Annotated in this window: 19 protein-coding genes; 15 read left to right on the forward strand and 4 right to left on the reverse strand. The window is 55.6% G+C overall.

Annotated features, from left to right (window positions below; translation table 11 throughout):
* The first annotated feature begins 25 nt into the window (after positions 1-25).
* The 8 genes from ACYVI2_RS17470 to ACYVI2_RS17505 all read left to right on the forward strand — a co-directional run bounded on the left by ACYVI2_RS17470 (position 26) and on the right by ACYVI2_RS17505 (position 8563).
* Complete coding sequence (locus ACYVI2_RS17470) at positions 26-1060, forward strand: TRAP transporter substrate-binding protein (RefSeq protein ID WP_415815866.1); 1035 nt, start codon at positions 26-28, stop codon at positions 1058-1060.
* Between the two features lie 23 nt (positions 1061-1083).
* Positions 1084-1695, forward strand: coding sequence for a TRAP transporter small permease subunit (locus ACYVI2_RS17475; protein ID WP_415815868.1), 612 nt, complete (start codon positions 1084-1086; stop codon positions 1693-1695).
* A gap of 9 nt (positions 1696-1704) precedes the next feature.
* On the forward strand, positions 1705-2994 hold the full coding sequence (locus ACYVI2_RS17480; protein ID WP_415815870.1) for a TRAP transporter large permease: 1290 nt from the start codon (positions 1705-1707) through the stop codon (positions 2992-2994).
* Positions 2995-3134: 140 nt separating this feature from the next.
* Positions 3135-4316, forward strand: a complete 1182-nt coding sequence (locus tag ACYVI2_RS17485) for an MFS transporter (protein WP_415815872.1) — start codon at positions 3135-3137, stop codon at positions 4314-4316.
* 249 nt (positions 4317-4565) lie between these two features.
* Positions 4566-5417 carry a GntR family transcriptional regulator gene (locus ACYVI2_RS17490; protein WP_415815874.1) on the forward strand — a complete coding sequence of 284 codons (852 nt, stop codon included), beginning with the start codon at positions 4566-4568 and terminating at the stop codon, positions 5415-5417.
* A gap of 62 nt (positions 5418-5479) precedes the next feature.
* Positions 5480-6454, forward strand: a complete 975-nt coding sequence (locus ACYVI2_RS17495; RefSeq protein ID WP_415815876.1) for a Bug family tripartite tricarboxylate transporter substrate binding protein — start codon at positions 5480-5482, stop codon at positions 6452-6454.
* Positions 6455-6468: 14 nt separating this feature from the next.
* Positions 6469-7605: a TauD/TfdA family dioxygenase gene (locus ACYVI2_RS17500; RefSeq protein WP_415815878.1), complete on the forward strand. Its 1137-nt coding sequence runs from the start codon at positions 6469-6471 to the stop codon at positions 7603-7605.
* A gap of 91 nt (positions 7606-7696) precedes the next feature.
* On the forward strand, positions 7697-8563 hold the full coding sequence (locus ACYVI2_RS17505; RefSeq protein ID WP_415815879.1) for an isocitrate lyase/PEP mutase family protein: 867 nt from the start codon (positions 7697-7699) through the stop codon (positions 8561-8563).
* 27 nt (positions 8564-8590) lie between these two features.
* On the opposite strand, the gene ACYVI2_RS17510 is transcribed toward ACYVI2_RS17505, so the two are convergent.
* Positions 8591-9466, reverse strand: a complete 876-nt coding sequence (locus ACYVI2_RS17510; protein WP_415815881.1) for an isocitrate lyase/PEP mutase family protein — start codon at positions 9464-9466, stop codon at positions 8591-8593.
* A 38-nt stretch (positions 9467-9504) separates the two neighbouring features.
* A complete protein-coding gene (locus ACYVI2_RS17515; RefSeq protein ID WP_415815883.1) occupies positions 9505-10509 on the reverse strand; it encodes a Bug family tripartite tricarboxylate transporter substrate binding protein in 1005 nt (334 codons plus the stop codon).
* A 167-nt stretch (positions 10510-10676) separates the two neighbouring features.
* On the opposite strand from ACYVI2_RS17515, the gene ACYVI2_RS17520 reads away from it, so the two are divergent.
* The 4 genes from ACYVI2_RS17520 to ACYVI2_RS17535 are packed head-to-tail and all read left to right on the forward strand — an operon-like array spanning position 10677 to position 14675.
* Entirely contained in the window at positions 10677-11384 is a 708-nt protein-coding gene (locus ACYVI2_RS17520; RefSeq protein ID WP_415815885.1) for a GntR family transcriptional regulator, read from the forward strand.
* A 57-nt stretch (positions 11385-11441) separates the two neighbouring features.
* Entirely contained in the window at positions 11442-12857 is a 1416-nt protein-coding gene (leuC, locus tag ACYVI2_RS17525) for a 3-isopropylmalate dehydratase large subunit (protein WP_415815887.1), read from the forward strand.
* Positions 12854-13468 (forward strand): 3-isopropylmalate dehydratase small subunit, encoded by a 615-nt coding sequence (gene leuD, locus ACYVI2_RS17530; protein WP_415815889.1) that lies wholly within the window; start codon positions 12854-12856, stop codon positions 13466-13468. The genes leuC and leuD overlap by 4 nt, the downstream gene beginning before the upstream one ends.
* Positions 13469-13517: 49 nt before the next feature.
* On the forward strand, positions 13518-14675 hold the full coding sequence (locus ACYVI2_RS17535; protein WP_415815891.1) for an iron-containing alcohol dehydrogenase: 1158 nt from the start codon (positions 13518-13520) through the stop codon (positions 14673-14675).
* 92 nt (positions 14676-14767) lie between these two features.
* On the opposite strand, the gene ACYVI2_RS17540 is transcribed toward ACYVI2_RS17535, so the two are convergent.
* Together ACYVI2_RS17540 and ACYVI2_RS17545 are read right to left on the reverse strand one after the other, a co-directional pair.
* Entirely contained in the window at positions 14768-15277 is a 510-nt protein-coding gene (locus ACYVI2_RS17540; protein ID WP_415815893.1) for a flavin reductase family protein, read from the reverse strand.
* A 159-nt stretch (positions 15278-15436) separates the two neighbouring features.
* The gene (locus ACYVI2_RS17545) at positions 15437-16405 is read right to left on the reverse strand and encodes a LysR family transcriptional regulator (protein ID WP_415815895.1); all 969 of its coding nucleotides are present in this window, start codon (positions 16403-16405) and stop codon (positions 15437-15439) included.
* Between the two features lie 157 nt (positions 16406-16562).
* Between ACYVI2_RS17545 and ACYVI2_RS17550 the strand changes: the two genes are divergently transcribed.
* Genes ACYVI2_RS17550 through ACYVI2_RS17560 form a run of 3 tightly spaced genes read left to right on the forward strand, consistent with a single transcriptional unit; the run spans position 16563 to position 19716 of the window.
* On the forward strand, positions 16563-17924 hold the full coding sequence (locus ACYVI2_RS17550) for an acyclic terpene utilization AtuA family protein (RefSeq protein ID WP_415815897.1): 1362 nt from the start codon (positions 16563-16565) through the stop codon (positions 17922-17924).
* Between the two features lie 3 nt (positions 17925-17927).
* Positions 17928-18272: a DUF4387 domain-containing protein gene (locus ACYVI2_RS17555; protein WP_415815899.1), complete on the forward strand. Its 345-nt coding sequence runs from the start codon at positions 17928-17930 to the stop codon at positions 18270-18272.
* Positions 18273-18306: 34 nt separating this feature from the next.
* Positions 18307-19716 (forward strand): LLM class flavin-dependent oxidoreductase, encoded by a 1410-nt coding sequence (locus ACYVI2_RS17560; RefSeq protein ID WP_415815901.1) that lies wholly within the window; start codon positions 18307-18309, stop codon positions 19714-19716.
* Positions 19717-19722: the final 6 nt, after the last annotated feature.

The raw sequence follows: 19722 nt of genomic DNA on the forward strand, positions 1-19722 counted from the left end.
CGTACGCAACCAACAAGGGGAAAACATGAAACGGATATTCATGGCGGCGCTGATGGCGGCCATGGCGACTGCTGCTGTCTCGGCGGACCTGCCCGCGACGCATTTCAGGGTCATCGGCGGTGGCAGCCACAACTACACGTATTCAGCGGTGGAAAAGCCATTCTGGGAAAAGACCTTGCCCGAGGCTTCGCAGGGGCAAGTTACCGCGGAGCTGGCGGGCCTCTCCGAGAGTGGGCTGAAGGGACCCGAGATCATTCGCCTGATGCGTGCGAACGCGTTGGACATCGGCATGGGTGTGTTCGCCTTTGTGAGCGGTGACGATGCCATGTTCGAGGGCGTCGACCTGCCGGGCATGGCGCCTGATATCGCCACGGCGCGCAAGATGGTACAAGCCTATCGTCCCGTGCTCGAGCAGCGTATGCGAGAGCGTCATGGCGTGCATCTGTTAGCGACGGTGCCCTATACCGCACAGGTGTTTTTCTGCCGTGAGCCTGTGAAGAGCCTCGCAGATCTCAAGGGACGCAAAGTGCGCACCCGAGGCAGCAACATGGCCGACTTTGTCAGTGCATTGGGTGCCGCGCCTGTGATGATCGCGTTTGCCGAGGTGATTCCCGCGCTGCAGACTGGCGTCGTGGATTGTGCCGTCACGGGCATCGGTTCCGGCAACGCGGCCAAGTGGTATGACGTTGCCAAGTATCTCTACAACCTGCCTATCGATTGGTCCATCGGTTTCTACGCTATCGGCGAAAAACGCTGGCAGCAGTTGGATCCGGCAGTACGGCAGCTGTTACAGGATCAAGCCTCGATACTCGAAAATCGGCTGTGGGAACAGACTGCACTGGAAAACGATTACGCGATGGCGTGCAACACCGGCCAGGGCGAATGCCGCATACATTCACCCGCCGATATGCAGGCGAGCAGTCCCGTGGGGCCGGAGCGTGAGGCACTGCGCGTAGTCGCCTCTCAGGTGGCGGGTCAATGGGGTAAACGCTGTGGGCCAGATTGTGCAAAGGCTTGGAGCGACTCAGTAGGACACGCTTTGGGCGTCACGTTGCCTTGATGTCCGTCAAACAGGGAAATTCCATGTCATCTTCATCTCATGCTTCGGTGCGCTTGCTAGAGCGCATCGCCCGCGGCGGTGCCTGGATCAGCGGGCTGGGTCTGTTGGGCGTTTCGTGGTTGATAGTCGTCGATTTGATTGCGCGCAAACTATTGGGCGTATCGCTGGGCGGTGCTGACGAGATCGCCGGCTATGTGCTGGCTGTGGCGAGCGCCTGGGCCTTTCCGATTACGCTGCTGCGGCGCTCTCATATACGGGTCGACGTGCTCTACACCCATCTGTCATCCAAGGCACGTGTGGCGCTCGATTTTTTCGCGTTGGCTTGCTTGAGCGTGTTCGTCGGCGTGTTGACGTTTCACGCGTGGACGGTGCTGTCCGATTCGATCAGCTTTCACTCCGTTTCCAATACGCCATTACGGATCCCTCAGTGGATTCCGCAATCTTTATGGTTCGCCGGCTATGCCTTTTTCTCGCTGACGGTAGTGGTGTTGGGCGCTTGCGCGTTGGCACGTGTCGTGTCTGGGCGTTGGCAAGACGTCAATGGGCTGATTGGTATTCATTCGCTGGACGAGGAAATCGAAGCCGAAATGAAGTCATCCGATCTGCACGTTACTCCCTCACAACCCCAACGCTAAGAACCTGCCATGTTGACTGTGACGATTTCGATGTTGTTAGGCCTGCTGGCGCTGAGCGTGACTGCTGCGGCTACGGTCGCGTTGCTGGGCCTGACATTGGCCGAGGCCTACTCCCCGCTGTCGCTCGCCAATGCCATGGGCGAATTGGCGTGGGGCACCAGTTCCGAGTTTCTACTGGTCGCCATTCCCCTCTACGTACTGATGGGAGAGCTTTTGGTCAGCTCCGGCGTCGCCGGACGGATGTATGGTGCTGTCACGAAATGGGTCTCGTGGCTGCCTGGGGGATTGATGAACGCCAATATTGGTGCATCCGCTTTGTTTTCAGCGACCAGTGGATCCAGTGTTGCGACGGCGGCGACCATTTCGACATTAGCCTTGCCGGAGCAGCGCAAGGCGGGCTACAACGCGCCGCTTTTTCTCGGGTCGATCGCGGCCGGTGGGACGTTGGGAATTCTGATACCGCCATCGATCAATATGATCGTGTATGCGCTAATCGCTAATGTCTCGGTACCGAAACTCTATCTGGCCGCCACGTTGCCCGGTATTGTGTTGGTGATCCTGTTCATTGCGCTGATCGTCGGCCTATGCCTGTGGCGTCCCGGCTTGGCCGGCAGACGGCTATCGATCAGCTGGGCAGAGCGGATTGCCGCATTGCCTCATTTGTTGCCGCCGCTTGCGATCTTTGCGTTGGTGATCGGCGTCATCTACGGCGGTGTCGCGACCGCCAGTGAATCCGCAGCACTGGGCGTGGTCGCCGCGACATTGTTGTGCTGGGCCAAAGGCGCCATGAGCTGGGAAATGCTGAGCCGCGCGTTTGAGGCCACATTGCGCACCACTGGCATGATCATCTTGATTACGTTGGCTGCCTTCTTTCTGAATTTCGTTCTGTCCTCTATCGGCCTCACCACGCTCCTGGTGGATCAGGTGACAGGGCTGGATCTGCCGCCGCTGGGCATGATGTTGGCGATCATCGCGTTCTATATCTTGCTGGGCTGCTTCATGGATACCCTGGCGATGTTGGTGACGACTGCGCCGCTGACCGTTCCTATTGTGGTTGCGCTGGGCTATGACCCTATCTGGTTCGGCGTCATGTTGATTGTGTTGTGCGAAATGGGCCAATTGACTCCCCCCTTTGGCATGAACCTGTTCGTGGTTCACAGTGTGCGCGGCGAGGGGAAGTTCATGGACGTGGTAGTGGGAGTGCTACCCTTTCTGCTGATGTTGCTGGCGATGATTGCGCTGCTGCTGGCTATTCCCGAGCTCGCGATGTGGTTGCCATCGGTGGTATCCGGCAAATGAGGACCGGGCCGGTCGATAGACCGGCCTTTTTCTTTAAATGGCCGACGCGTTTTAAAATCACTCCTGGTAATATGCATAGATTGAAAATGCATATTGTGTAATGCCCAGGCCATCTCCTGGGCATCGCTACCTCCAGACCCATGAATCGCAACCTCTGGCTGTTATCCATCCTGCAGGGCTTGTTCCTGACCAATAACGTCACGTTCATGGCCATCAACGGCCTGGTGGGATTTTCCTTGGCGCCCTACGGATGGTTGGCGACCTTACCCGTGATGGGATACGTCGTCGGGGGTGCGATCTGTACCGGCCCGGTGGCGTGGACGCAGCGGCGCTTCGGGCGCAAGACCAGTTTCGTGTTGGGATTGGTTGTGGCGGCAGGGTCCGCGTTGCTGTGTGCTTTTGCCGCCTATATCCAGAGTTTCTGGCTGTTGTGCACCGCTACGATGATCGCGGGTTATTACTCCGCCAATGGGCAGCTATATCGTTTCGCATCTGCCGAGTTCGCAGCGCCAGAGGCGCGCGAGAAAGCCGTGTCGATGGTGATGGCCGGTGGTTTGCTGGGGGCCGTCTTGGGACCTAATCTGGCCTCGTATTCAAAAGCCTGGCTTGCGACCCCGTTCATGGGGGCGTATCTCGCTTTGGTGGTGGTGGCGTTGGTCGCGATGGTGCTGCTGTTCTGCATGGATTTTCCCGAGGCGCCCAAACGCGCGTCGGTATCCGGCGGGCGCCCTATGTCGGTGATCGCGCGGCAACCCGCATTTCTCGTTGCAGCCGGGGCGGGTGCATTGAGCTATGGCGTCATGAACCTGCTGATGGCGGCGACCCCATTAGCCATGCAACATCATGGTATGCCGTTTGACGATGCAGCATTCGTGCTGGAATGGCACGTCATCGGGATGTTTGCGCCCGGCTTTTTCACGGGATATCTGATCAAACGATTCGGCGCGCTGTCTGTGATGGCCTGCGGCGGTTTGCTGAATCTGTTGTGTATTGCCGTTGCGCTGTCGGGCACGGATCTGCATCATTTCACGGCATCGCTGTTCATGCTTGGCGTCGGATGGAATTTCCTGTTCACTGGCAGCACGACCTTGTCCCTGTCAACCTACACTGCCGAAGAAAAAGACAGAGCGCAAGGCACGATGAATTTCTGCGTATTTGCGGTGATGGCCTTGAGTTCGTTGACGTCGGGAATGTTGGTCACCACGCAGGGGTGGACGATATTGAACGTTGGATCTCTCGTGCCCATGCTCGCGATTTTGGTTGGGTTGGCATGGTTGGGATATCGCCATAAAAAAGAGCCTAGAGAGGTAGCCGTAGGGTGAGCGAGGATGCGATGACCGATTTCGCTGCTACACGTCGTCCTCAGCAGGTCGGTCAACTCATTCGCTTCTGGCCCTCACCGAGCGGTTGGATGTTCCTCTGCGTGAGCGTAATCGAAAGGCGCGATTTTGCTGATCGACGGCGTGCCGACAGATTATTCGGCGACGACGCTGGTCGAGAAATGGCAAACAACGCTTGACGAGGGCAATTGGTGGCATTTAGTATATGTTCGAACAAATGGACAAATACGCATGGCCACCGAAAAAATAGACAAGGGGACAAAGCCATCCAGGTCTCCAGCGAGGGGTAAACCAGCACGCAATGCGACGAACACCGTCGATGCGTTTGCGGAGTTACAGGAGTTGCCTGCGCCACGTCATCAGAACCTGACGCGGACGCTTGCTGCTGAAATTCGCAACGGCGTTTATCCCGTCGGTAGCAAGTTACCCCGCGAGTTGGATCTGTGCACGCAGTTTGGCGCGAGCCGGCATACAGTACGCATTGCGCTTGATCGATTGACCCGTGCTGGTTTGATCAAGCGCACACCGCGCTTGGGGACCGTCGTTATCGCCACTGTCGTGCAACGGGAGTTTCAACTGGCGGTGAGTCAGATCTCGGATTTGATGCAGCATGGCGCACAGACCCGAATGAAGGTCCTGACTCGCCAGATCGAAACAGTGGATGCCGATGCGGAACCGGCATTGATGCCCTACGAAGGCCAACAATGGTTATTCGTGACGGGGCTGCGCTACGAACATAATCAGACGGTGCCTATCTCCTGGCACGAGGTATGGGTGCACCCCGATTATCGTTCGGTCGAAGGTGTGCAGGGGTTCATTACCCGTTCAATATTTCGCTTGGTCGAGCAACAATTCAATGTCTCTGTCGCGCGTGTGCGCCAGACCATACGGTCCGCCACGTTGCCTCAGGACGTTGCACGCAATCTGCAGGTGGACTCGAGCACGGCATGTCTGTGGGTGCGCCGCGAATACTACGACGCACATGACCGCATGATTGAGTTATCGCTCAGTGTCCATCCTGGCCATCTTTTCTCGTACGAGATGACGTTAGAAAGGAATACATCGGGTCCCAGAACGGACTGATCTTTTTGGAGTCGGGGCGCCTCCTGCTCACATTCATAAATAACGCGCCCGAGGAGACAAGCATGACCATGCATCGAGTCGCCTGTATTGTTGCGGGCGGGGCAGCACTCGCCCTGAGCACTTGTAACGCCCTCGCGCAATATGATTATCCCAACCAGCCTATTCGACTGATTGTTCCCTATTCGGCAGGTGGCGGGACAGATACCGTCGCCCGGAAATGGGGGGAACGAATAAGCCAACGGCTGGGGCAAAACGTGATTGTCGAGAATCGTCCCGGTGCCAATGGGATCATTGGTACGCGTGTGGTCGCAACGGCGAAGCCCGATGGCTACACCCTGGTCTTGGTCGTCAACAGCCATCTGATTAATCCTCTAGTGCAAAAGGACATGCCGTACGACACGTTCAAGGATTTCGTCGGTGTCACAATGGTTGCCCGCTCGCCTCTCGCTTTTCTGGTGAGTTCGACGTTGCCGTTCAAAACGATGAACGAGTTTATGGACGCGTCACGCAAACCGAACGCACGATATTCGTATGGCAGCTCCGAAAATATGACGCGTCTAGTCGGAAACATGCTCGACTATTACGGAAAACTCAATATAGTCAGCGTCTCGTATAAAGGTGGGGCGCCGTTGATGACGGATGTCGCGGGTGGCATCGCGACGATAGGCACAACCAGCATTCTGACATCAAAGGCGTTCGTAGACGGCGGGCGAGCTCGTCCCCTCGCTATTACCGGATCGAAGCGTACGCCAGTGTGGCCCGATGTACCGACGATGAAAGAACTCGGAATGCCAGAGTTCAATGAGGTCTATACGTCATACAGTCTTTTTGCTCCTGCAGGAACGCCCAAACCGATACTGGAAAAACTGCAGCACGAAACAAAGGCAGTGGTATTCGATTCGTCCATGCGCTCGGTTCTCGCCGAGCAGGCTGCCGAGCCGGTCGCAGATACCGTGGATGAATTCAATGCTGCGAATGAGCGCGCCTTCAAATTCTGGAAATCGCTCGCCGACGCTATCGATCTCAAACCCATCTGAAAGGAGTGTGCATCATGATTGAGGCTATTACTCAACCCCGTGGTTGGAACCGCACTGATCTGGAGCAGGATTCTTCATGGATCTATCGGCTGACGTCGGATGATATTGCTCAGTTGCGCGGTGCGTTGAGTCATGCACTGGCAAGCGGCCGATCAAAGATGGAAATGTCGCGCGACGATTTTCCCATCAATGAAGCATTGAGGCGGAAATTAAAAGACCTCATCGCCAGCACGCAGACCGAGCATGGATTCAAACTGATGCGTGGCTTTCCTGTCGGGGACTATTCCGAAGAAGAGCTTCGGATATTTTATTGGGGGCTCGGATTGCAATTAGGCGTCCCACGCCCTCAAGGAAAGGCGAGTGCATTCATGTCTGATGTGCGAGATGCGGGGGGAACCTATAGAGCAAAGACAGGGCGCGGCTATAACACGAGCTCGCGGTTGGATTTTCACGCCGATGGTTCCGATATGGTCGGATTGCTGGTAGTGCGTGTGGCTAAATCAGGAGGTGAGAGCATGATTTCGAGCTCGATTCGTGCTCACAATGAAATGCTGGCCATGAGACCGGATTTGGTCCATGTGCTCTACCAACCCTTTGTTTTCAGCCGTCAGGGCGAACATGCGCCAGAGGAGCCTCCTTACTACGAGGCGCCAATATTCGGGATGCAAGACGGACACTTTGTTTGCCGCCACATTCGGAATCACATTAATTCCGCACAGTTATCATTTCCCGAAGTTCCGCGACTCACACCCTTGCAGATCGAGGCGCTGGATATGCTCGATGCGACGCTGGCGCGTCCTGACCTTTGCTTTAGCATGAACTTTGAGCCTGGCGATCTGCAGTTCATTAATAACCACATCGTCTTGCACGCTCGCACTGAGTATGAGGATGAACAGGAGCCCGAGCGCAAGCGGTTTCTTTTACGGCTTTGGCTGGCGCTTCCGGAGGGGCAACCATTGCCAGAAGGGCTGCGTGCGGCCTACAAGGACGTGGCCCCGAAATCGGTGAGGGGAGGATTTCGCGGAGTGAACGTTACGCCGGAAGTGCAGGCGTTCGAGCAGCGTATCGCCAGCGAGCATGGTATGAGGTTCGACATCTATCGCGATCGCCAGAGATATGCGGAAGGGTCCATTCATCAGACCTCAGCATGATCGACGGAGATGGCAGAAAGGATGCTGTGTCCTCGCATGGACAGTGAATGGCGCGAATATATGTTGAGAACCTGATAAAGGGATTACGTTCATGAATCCAGGTAAAGAGTTTCGTAAACGCTTGGAGGCAGGGCCCATCGCTTGCTTGGGCGCGTATGACGCCTTGACGTCGCGTCTCGTGCAACAGACAGGTGCTCGCGCCATGTATATCAGCGGCTATGCGGCGGCGGCAGCGGCACTGGGGTATCCTGATCTGGGGCTGGTGAGCCAGACGGAAATGGCCGAGCATATCCGTCGCATCTGCCGGGTGACGGATCTGCCGGTTATCGCAGATGCAGATACCGGATACGGCGGCATTCTTAGCGTGCAACGCACGATTGAACTCTGGGAGGCTGCCGGCGCGGCCGGCTTGCATGTAGAAGATCAGGGATTTCCGAAGAAATGCGGCCACATTGCCGGAAAGACGGTGATTCCCGTCGAGGAAATGACGCAGAAAATCAAGGCCGCCATTGCTGCGAAAGAAAATTCGGATTTCTACATCATTGCTCGTACCGATGCCATTGCCGTCACAGGCTTGTCGGATGCGATCGAGCGATGCAAACGTTTTGCCGATGCAGGGGCAGACGCATTGTTTGTCGATGCGCCAGAATCCATCGATCAAATCCAGAAAATTGGCGAGGCGCTAAAAGGCTGCGGCAGACCTCTAGTGTTCAACTCTGCCCGCACAGGGAAAAGTCCCTTTCTGTCGGAAAAGGCGTTGCAGGAACTGGGGTTCACCATCGTGCTTTACCCGATCGAGGCGATGACCGCCGCTCATCACGCTGTCAAAGAGATTTTCGAAGTCATCGTGCGTGAAGGCCGCACGGACACCATCGCCGATCGGATCTCGTCATTTAGCGAGATCAACGAGTTAGTACAGTTGCCGCAGTATGTACGGCACGAAAGTTCCTTTGGATAGTGTTGCTGCGGACCGGTTGCATGTTGTTCAAGAGGTCTGGTCGCGTGCCCAGCTCCGTTCGAAATCCCAGACTTCTTCAAAGCCTATCAGTTTGCAGAACTCTCCAAAGTCGAACATGTCGATGTCGGGTGTCTGGCTCAGTCCGTCATTTTTGAGTATGCGCAACGCTTTTTCCATGGCTGCAGCGGCCACGAGACTCGTCATCGCGGGATAGATGGCTAGCGCATATCCGATTTCCTGGAGTGTTTTCGCTGGCAGGATAGGGGTCTTGCCGCCATCTGCCATATTGGCCAGCATGGGCACGTCAAATGCATCGCAAGCGCGGCGCATTTCATCTTCTGATTGGGGGGCTTCAAAGAACAGAATGTCGGCGCCTGCTCGGGCATATGCCTCCATGCGTCGCATCGCTTCGTCGACGCCCAGCGATGCTCGGGCGTCTGTGCGAGCAATGACGAGGAAGTTCTCTTTGTCCTCCCTTGCCTCGACAGCAACTTTGATCTTGTCGACCATGTCCTCTATGGGTACACATCGCTTGTAGGGGGTATGGCCGCACTTCTTTGGAAACTCCTGGTCTTCGAGTTGAATGGCAGTCACCCCCGCGGCTTCGTAGCCGCGCACAGTGTGATGCACATTAAGCAAGCCACCGTAACCGGTATCGGCATCGGCGATCAGTGCCGAGCTAGTGGTTTGCGTCACGGTACGCATGCGATCAACCATTTGGGTGTAGGTGGCGATGCCGGCATCGGGCAAGCCCAGAGAGGATGCGGTCAACCAATAGCCAGAGCCATAGACGACATCGAACCCGACTTTGCGGGTCATGAGTGCGGCGATCATGTCTTGTACACCAGGGACGATCAGGAATTCGCCCGCATCGAGTTTCTTACGCAGAATGGGATTGGCCATAGGAACGGTTTTTGGTGAGTTAATTGGGAGACAGTGCTTCAATCGAGTTTCAAATTGGCAGTTTGCGCGATTTTTTTGTTTTTCTGCAGATCGTTTTCAATCTGTTTATAGAAGTCTTCGGGAGTTCCGGGCGTTGTGACCACTCCGAGATTGATTAGCCGCGCCTTGGTATCGCTGTCGTTGAGAACGGCCTGTAGCTCCGTATTTAGACGCGCGATAATCGTTTGAGGCGTACCGGCAGGAGCCATCAAACCGACCCAGGAATTGAAAACGTAGTCTTTTACGCCTTGTTCGTCGAGCGTGGGTACGTCAGGCAGCGAAGGGGCTCGTTCTAGCGACGTCATGGCGATGGCTCGCACCTGATTGCCTTGCAAGAATGGCAGGGCGCCTGCGACCGAGGAAATGGTCATGGGCAGAACTCCCCCAGCGACATCGACAACGGCCGCGCTGCCTCCCTTGTACGGAACCGCTTGCAACGGAATGCCTGTGCGCTGGCTCAACATGGTGCCCGCCAAATGAGGAGTGCTGCCATTGCCCGCAGTGCCATAGAACAGCCCTTCTTTGCTTTGTTTGGCTTGCGCCATCAACTCACTGAAATTGTGTATCGGCAGTTTGGGGTTGACCAGGACGACGAGTAAAGCGTCTCCGATCTTGCCGATGGAAGCGAAGTCTTTCAGCGTGTCGAACGGGACCTTGGTGTAGACATTGGGATTGATCACCAACGTCCCGTCATATCCCAGCAATAGGGTGTAGCCGTCGGGAGTGGCACGAGCTACCTCGGCGGTGCCGATATTGCCCCCTGCGCCGGGGCGGTTTTCTACAATGACTGTCTTCCCCAAGCGTTGACCCAGTCTCTCGGCGACGATCCGAGCGGCGGCATCGGTGACCCCCCCGCTGACAAAGGGAACGATGAGACGAATGGGTTGTGTGGGATAGTTGTCTGCCGCGTTGGACGTGCTCCAACTACCTAGCGTCATGGCCAATGATGCGGCAGCTGCCAGCAAGGTGCGTCGGAACGGGGAGGGTGTGGCGATCTTGTACATGGGCTGTCTCTACAGGATGTGATTTTGTCTGTTACACGATGCGGTTGAAGCACGTGCATTATTTATTTTCCGTCAAAAATGTCTGACACTTTTATGTGACTTTAGTGTATGATTTTTATCGGGTCAAATAGAATTACGCCATCTATAGGATTAATTTGGTCGTATTTATGAACTTGGCAGATAACCGCGCGAATGCCGCCGTGGACGAGTCCACAGGCCGCTCCGGCGAAACCGTAGAGCGCGTGGCAAATGATCTGAAGATGGGCATCCTCGAGGGCCGCTACGCACCGGGCCAGCGCTTGATCTCGCGCGACATTGTTGAGCAGTTAGGCGTCAGCCGCAGCTCGCTGCGCGAGGCGTTTCGCCGGTTGGAGGCGGATGGTCTGGTTCATCTGATTCCGAATAGGGGCGCGGTCGTGCGCCGCTTGTCGCCGGACGAAATACGGCACATGTATCAGATTAGAGAAGCCCTTGAGGGCTATGCGGCGCAGTTGGCGGCGCAACGAATCGACGAGGGGGCGAACCGCCAGCGCTTGATCGATGTCGTGGCGCGCGGCCGCAAGCATCGAGAAAGGCCAGTATTTCAGCAGTTCGCCATCGACAACCAGGATTTTCACCGAGAGATTGTCCGTATTACCGGCAATCCGTTGCTCGCTGATCTGATTGAAAAGCATCACCAATCCGTATTCATCAGCCAACTGCGGCAGGTCATCAGTGAAGAGGAAGTGATCTATCAGGCACTCGACGAGCATGAGGTCATCGCCGACGCAATTTTGGCGGGTGACGCCGACGCGGCATATGCCGCCATGAAAAAGCACTTGTGGCGTTCTGCAGATCAATTGCTGGAACGTTTGAATAATTCGTTAGACCGCTGATCAGGGCGTCGTCCTCGGGCTTCGTACTGCGGCGTTGCATACCCAAAGGGATGACGCATGAGCAAAGGAACTATGTTCGACAAAATCTGGGATGCGCATGTGGTAACCCAGATTTCGGAGGACGTCGCGTTACTGCACATTGACCGGCATTTGGTACACGAGTTGACCACCGTGGAAGCCATACGCGTTCTGGAAGGGCGTAGCCTGAGTCCAAGAAATCCCGGGCTGACGTTTGCCACGTTGGATCATGTCATAGGAACCGAGCCAGGCCGTGTCGAAAACGGCCCGCCCAGCGCTCGTCATATGATGCAGGGGCTGCGTGAGCAAACGGCTCGGCTGGGCATGCCTATGTTGGACATTACCGATGGCCGGCAAGGTATCGTGCATGTGGTCGGGCCGGAACAAGGGCTGAGCCTGCCGGGTACGACTATTGTTTGTGGTGACAGTCATACCTGCACTCACGGCGCATTCGGCGCACTGGCCTGGGGGATCGGTTCGTCAGAACAAGTGCACGTGTTGGCGACGCAGACCATCAGGCAGCGCCGCCCACAGACGATGCGGATTTCGATAACAGGACAACCGTGTAGCGACACGACGGCAAAGGACGTCATTTTGCACGTGATCGGTGTGCTGGGAACTTCCGTTGCGACCGGATACGCAGTCGAGTTTGCAGGTGAATGTGTACGTGCCTTTGATATGGAGGCGCGTATGACATTGTGCAATCTCGCTATTGAAATGGGAGCTCGCGTGGGGATGGTGGCTCCAGATGAGGTGACTTACGCCTATCTGTCAGGCCGCCCGTATGCGCCTCAGGGACAGAATTTCGACAAGGCTGTGCAGTACTGGACCACCTTGCCGTCGGACTTAGACGCTGTATTTGACCGAGAGCTTAGTGTCGATGTGGAGGGTCTCGAGCCCATCATTACCTGGGGGACCAGTCCAGAGCACGCGATGGCTATTACGGGAGTGATTCCAGATCCGGAAAATACAAGTGACGCTGCGAAACGGCAGGGTATGCGTTCCGCGTTGGAGTATATGCGTCTGAACCCGGGCCAATCGTTAGCAGGTACGCCCGTTGACCACGTATTTATTGGGTCTTGCGCCAACAGCCGTATCTCGGATCTACGAGCCGCTGCCCACGTCGTGCGCGGCAAGAAAGTGGCTGCCAGTGTCGAGGCGTGGGTGGTGCCGGGCTCTCTGCCCGTCAAATTCCAGGCCGAGCGAGAGGGCCTGGACGAGATCTTTCGTGAGGCGGGTTTCCAGTGGCGTGAACCCGGATGCTCGATGTGCGTAGGAGCAAATGGCGACATGGTGTCTGCGGGCCGGCGCTGCGTATCGACATCAAATCGAAATTTTGTCGGGCGGCAGGGGCCCGGGGCGCTGACGCATCTGGCTAGTCCGGCAACGGCCGCAGCTTGCGCCATCGCGGGCTGCATCACCAGTTCATCATCGTTGCTGGAGAGCGCAGCATGAGACGCTTTGTGACGTTTGATAGTGTGGCGGCCGTGATTGATCGCGACAATGTTGATACGGACATGATCATTCGTATCGAGCGTATGACAACGCTAAAGCGAGGACAGTTTGCGCCATGGGCGTTCGAGATGTTGCGCTATCAGCCGGACGGTCGGGAGAATGAGGCCTTTGTCTTGAACCAGGAGCCATTTCGACGGGCAAAAATCCTCGTCTCTGGAGAAAATTTCGGCTGCGGAAGCTCGCGAGAGATGGCGGTGTGGGCGCTGGATGATTTTGGCGTTCGTTGTATCGTTGCGCAAAGCTACGGCGATATTTTTTATAACAACTGTCTGCAAAATGGACTGTTACCTATTCGGCTATCCGCGAGCCAGATAGAAAAAATAGTACCGCTGGCCAGGCAGGGGCAAACCTTACATGTCGATTTGGGCGACAGTGCGATACGCGTCGGCAATCATCTCGAGATTCCATTTGTTGTTCCTGCGCACCAACGTGAAGCCTTGTTGAACGGCTGGGATGACATTGATCAAAGCCTGGTGCTCAGCGAAGACATTTCCGCATTTCAGCAGCGAGACCGACTGGTTCGCCCCTGGATCTACGACATCGCGCAATAGGGGAGCGTACGATGCTCGTACGAGATGAGCGGCACACAGTGGAGTAGATATGAATGGTTTTGAGTTTTCGACGGTCCCTCATTTGATCGTTGAACGGGGGGCTGCTCGCCATTTGGGCGAGCGGCTGCGCGGCCGGTATGCAGCGAGTCGTTTGTGCCTGATCACCGATCAGTTTCTGCATGCTAGCGGTCTGCTTGATTCTGCCTTGGCGGATTTGCATGCTCATGGATGGAATGTCACGGTCATTGACGATGTGGTGGCAGATCCACCTGATGATGTTGTATTAAAGGCCGCCGAGCGTGCTCGAGATTTCGGGGCGGAGGTCGTGTTGGGGTTAGGGGGCGGATCGTCCATGGATGTCGCCAAGCTTATTGCTGTGCTTTGCGGGTCGGCGCAACCTTTAGGCGAAATGTATGGCATTGGCAAGGTCACGGGACCTCGCCTGCCACTGATCCTGATACCGACAACGGCTGGCACGGGATCTGAGGTGACGGCGATTTCTATTGTGACTACCGGCGAAACCACCAAGAGCGGTGTCGTGTCGCCATTGTTGACGGCCGATCTGGCGATCCTCGACGCTGACCTGACATTGGGCCTGCCTTCAGCAGCCACTGCAGCGACGGGTATTGACGCCATGGTCCATGCGATCGAGGCGTACACCTCGGCGCGGCTGAAGAATCCTTTGTCCGATATGCTGGCCAAGCAGGCTATGACGCTACTGTCGAGAAATATTCTGCAGGCCTGTCGTGAGGGGACGGACATAAATGCCCGCGAAGCGATGTTGCTTGGTGCAACGTTAGCGGGACAGGCATTCTCCAATGCTCCTGTCGCCGCGGTTCATGCATTGGCCTACCCGTTGGGTGGACATTTTCATGTCCCGCATGGACTATCCAATGCCCTGGTATTACCTCATGTGCTGCGCTTTAATCTTCCGTGCGCGCAGCCGTTATACGCGGAACTTGCCAGGACGCTGCCCGCAGAAAATTGTCCCGCGGACCAAGCGGGCGCCGCGGAGTATTTTATTGATCAGATACAAGCTCTGGTTATAGAAACCGCGATTCCGCGTACGCTACGCGAGGTTGGGGTTCGCGAAGGCGATATTGCGCTTTTGGCTCAGGAGGCAATGCAGCAGCAGCGCTTGCTGGTCAACAACCCGCGTACCGTGACGCAGGCTGACGCTTTGGCGATCTATCTGGCAGCGTTCTGAGAGTTTTCTTGTTTCCATGGGGGCGATTCAGTGTGCTGCTGCCATGGCATACTCAGTCGCCCGGCGAGGAGGAGCCGGGCGATTCAGGGGTATTAGCTTGAAAACGCCAATTCCTCTCTCTCGATTTTCCGAAAGCCTCTATTGAAGTAGAGCAGCGGCGTCGCGTCACACCGCTCGATATCGTCTACCCGACCTATAAGCACTGTATGGTCTCCGGCCTCGTGGCAATCCTGTGCCACGCAATGCAACGACGCCAATGAGCCTGGCAGAACAGGGGGGTGGGGCTTGCTCTTCGTGCCGAATCTGAAGGCATGCTGTCCGAATTTGTCGGCATTTTTTCGTGAAAATTGCAGTGCGATCTCTTGCTGTTCTTCTGAAAGAATATTGATTACGTATCGTTTGGCGCGTACAAACGCGGCGTGTGACTCTGCGGTCTTGGCGAGGCAGACGAGGACTAACGGCGGATCCATGGATACGGATGAAAATGAGCTCGCGGTGAATCCCCAATGACGACCTTCGTGGTCAGTGGTCGACACAATGGTGACTCCGCTCGGGAATGCGCTGAGCGCATCCCGGAACGTCTTGATATCGTGCAGGGCCATGCTGTTTATTCCTTGATTCGTCTCGGTTGCGAATAGTCGACTGCCGTCGTGCAGGTTCAGGCTTTAAGTCTATTTATCCGTCGATACGAGAACAATTTCGATATTGCAATGAATCTATCAAGGAAACCGATAGATGGCCTGCGATGGCACCATGTGGCGCTATGGCGCATTGACCACGATGGATTCGAAGTTATCTTGCAGAAACTTGATAAAACTATCGACTGCCGGCGTCGGCTCGACATTACGGTTGCGCAAAATGCCGAAGCTTCGAGTCAGGTGGATGTCCTCGATTTCTAACGTACATCGAGTATCGATCGCATAGCGCTGTGCCATCGAGCGTGGCAAGACGGTTGCGCCTAACCCTGCATCGACTAGGCCTAGCAGCGTACTGAGATTGATGACCTCGCGAGTCGGCTGCATGGCAAGGTTGCGCTGCCGCAGTTCGCTGGCCAGCTTATCGCGCAGCATTGAATAGCGACTCAACATGACCAGGGGGACTTCGGCCAACTGCGATAGCGACACCTTCCCTGCGTGAGCCAGCGGGTGTCCCTGGGGCACGATCAAGAGGATGTCTTCCTCGGACAAGGGTTCGAAATGCAGTTTCTTCGAGTCGTTGTCGAAGGCGACGACGGCAAAATCCACATCTGCACTCTCCACTTTTTGGATGACATCTTCGTACTGTAGGTCTCGCAGGTGAATCTCTATATCCGGATAGCGCACCCCGAAATCATGAATCAGGGTGGGCAGCATCATGGCCGAGATCATAGGCGTCGAGGCAATGGTGACGCGTAGGCGAGCAGCCTGGGCGTCAGCCTGGAACTCCTGAAGCAAGTCTCGCAGTCCACGCAACGTGATCTCTGCCCGCTCTTGCAGACGCTTCCCTTCGTTTGTCGGTTCGACATGGCGCGTAGTACGAACGAGAAGTTTTGTTTTTAATAGAGATTCAAGTCGCTGCACACGGCTGGTGACCGACGGCTGGGAAATGTGCAGACGGCGCGCGGCCAGGCTAAAGCTGCCGAGCTCGACGACGACCAAAAAGGTCTCCAGCTCGACCAGATCGAATCGCATGGTCATGGATGCAGGGGCGGCAGCCGTTGCTGTCTTTCCCTCAGTATCTGGCGCAGCCATTTTCTTGGTCCCACTCCTGCTTTTATTAGGAATGCCTATTAGTCTATCTCATAAAGAAAATAGTCTTTGATCCCTGGTGTCCGGATAATTCTCACAACGAAACGCAACGACTATATCGCTCGCGAACACTTGCCGAGACGAGTAACGGAGACTTGATTTGAAAGACGAGATTAGGATTCTTACGCCAAATGGCATTCTCGGATATGGCATTCCCGAAGCCGATTTTTGGCGCGGGATCGATAGGAATCCCGACGCGATGATCGTCGACGGAGGATCGACGGACCCCGGGCCATATTTACTGGGCTTGCCAAAAACCATCGTGTCTCGGGACGCATATAAACGCGATCTGTCCCTGATGCTGGATGCCTGCGCAAATCGAAAAATCCCCGTTTACATCAGTTCGGCAGGAGGGGCCGGCATTCGTGAGCAGGTGGATTTGCTCGTCAGCCTCATTCAGGAGATCGCGGTTGACAAAGGCTATCACTTCAAAATCGCCAAGATCTATTCGGATATAGCCCCGGGCGTCGTGCGCCAGGCATGGGCAGATGGCAAGATATCGCCCTGCGCCTCTGCACCTGTACTGCAAGAAGACGACATCGACATGGCTTCGAACATCGTGGCTCAGATGGGAGCCGAGCCGTTTGTCAACGTGCTGCGCGAACATCCCGATGTAGATGTCATTGTGGCTGGCCGATCTTATGATCCAGCACCCTTTGCCGCGCTTTGCATGATGCACGGCATCGAGCCTGGCATTTATTGGCATATGGGGAAAATCGTCGAATGTGGGGCCAACTGTGCAGAACCAAAAGGAAAGGTGATTCTGGCTACAGTACGACGCGACAGCTTTGACCTGGAACCCATGAGTCCGAAGGAGCGTTGCACGCCCGCTTCCGTAGCCGCTCATACACTTTATGAAAAAGCGCGCCCGGACCTCCTGGTTGGACCGGGCGGCACTATAGATTTGCGCGAGGCAAGCTACGAGCAGATCAATGATAGAGCGGTGCGGGTGCGAGGGAGCCGCTTCATCGAGTCGGCAGACTATACGGTGAAGTTGGAAGGGGCGGGCATTGTCGGTATGCGCACGATTTTTATCGGCGGAATACGGGATCCCATACTGATCGGTCAAATCGACGATTATCTCAGTCGTATCAAGGCTGACGCCTGCAAAACATATCCAGAAATCCGCTCAGGCGCTGCCCAGATCATCTTTCATGTCTATGGCATGAACGGGGTGATGGGTGAATTCGAACCCATGGCCGACGCTCTGCCGCATGAAATCGGATTGTTGGGCGAGGTGACGGCTCCCACGCAAGAGTTGGCCAACACGATATGCAGCAGCGTTCGAATCGACGTGCTGCATACCGCCTACGACGGTCAGCTGGCGACCGCCGGGAATTTCGCAATTCCTCTGAACCCTCCCGAAAATCCTATCGGTCCTGTATGTAAGTACACGGTATATCACTTGATGAAAATTGACTCGACGGACACCTTGTTTCCTTTCGAGATCGTGGAGATTTGAACCATGAGCATGGAAAAAAACGGGGTGCGTACGAAGACCTTGCGTCAACTTGCGAAAGTCGTTCGCAGCAAGAACTCGGGCCCGTTCGAGATTACCTTTGACGTAATTTTCGATAGTGATGAGGTTTATGAAAAGGTGAAGTCGAGCGGTGTTTTGACGGAGGCGCTTATTTGCCGGCTATACAGCGTGACGAGCGATGACATTGTTACGTTGATGTTCTTCGACCCTGCACGCGCTTTCAAGTTGACATTGAAGCGAGCCTGGGAGCAAGGCACGGTAGGCGAAAGGGATACCTTCGGCGCGCAACAGCATGCGCCCCTTTTGACCGTAGAGATTCCCGATTTCTGAACATTGAAAAGTACGATCAGTAAGGAGACGAAGTATGTCCATTACCAGTTCTCGTCATATGACGATGATCGGTTTTATGCAGGCCCAGAATTGTTCCACTTATCCTGGGTCGTGGCGGCATAGTGCTGCGATGCAGGATTTCATGACGCCCGAGTATTACCAACGTATCGCGAGGACTTTGGAGGAGGGCAAGTTTCATCTGGCGTTCTTCGATGATCGCCTGGCGATGCCAGATATTTATGGGAACGACCATCGCAAGACGATCGAATATGGTGTGCGCGCCGTCAAGATGGACCCTACAGCCATCATGATGGCCATGGCGATGGCTACCAAGAACCTGGGTTTGGGTGCAACCTATTCCACGACCTATTACGAGCCCTATCACGTCGCGCGCCTGTTCTCGACACTCGACTTGATGACGCATGGCCGTGCCGCATGGAATGTTGTCACGTCTTTGAATGACTCCGAGGCTGCGAACTTCGGTGCCTCTGGTCATCTGCAGCATGATTTGCGATACGACCGCGCCGATGAGTTTCTCGAAACTGTGATGGGCCATTGGGATTCGTGGGATGATGATGCACTGGTGCTTGATAAGCATAGCGGCAAATTTGCCGATCCGGACAAAGTCCGCCGGCTTGATCACAAAGGGCGGTATTTCAGCTCCCGAGGCCCGCTCACGGTACCGAGATCGGAGCAAGGGCATCCCGTACTGATTCAGGCGGGTCAGAGCGGGCGGGGCAAGGCTTTTGCCTCACGCTGGGGAGAATTGGTATTCGTGGTGTATCCCAATCTCGAAGCCGCCAAGAAACAATATGCGGAATTCAAACAGTCTGTCGCATTGGCCGGACGCAATCCAGACCATGTCAAGGTCGCTACGGCGATTTACACGATTGTGGCTGAATCCGATGAGATTGCACAGAAACAGAAAGCGTATATCGATTCTCTCGCGCAGCCGATCGATTCGCTCACGCTGCTCTGCGAAATTTTAAATACCGACTTTTCAAAACGTGACTATGATGAGCCGTTTACCGATGCGGAGATGCAGAGTATTTCCGGCTGGACGGGCTTTCGCGATCGCGTGGTGATGCTGTCAGGCAAGAAGAATCCGTCAGTACGCGATTTCGTCGAGTTTTCCAATCGTGCCCGCATTAAGGAGTTTCCCGTCTTCGCTGGGACTGCCAAAAGCGTGGCGGATCAGCTGGAGCAATGGTTTGTCGAGCGGGGATGCGATGGGTTCGTGGTGTCCCCGACTCACATTCCTGGCAGCTACGAGGACTTTGTGCGCTATGTTGTGCCGGAGCTGCAACGCCGAGATGTATTTCGTAAGACCTATGCAGGCTCGACATTGCGCGAGAATCTCGGCCTGCCGATTCCCCGCGCGGGCGACTGGCGTAATCAAGCCTATGCGGGAGTGAATGAGGAATTGCTCAGAAGACCCGCGTAAGGTGTT

Source organism: Bordetella tumbae (assembly GCF_054780995.1).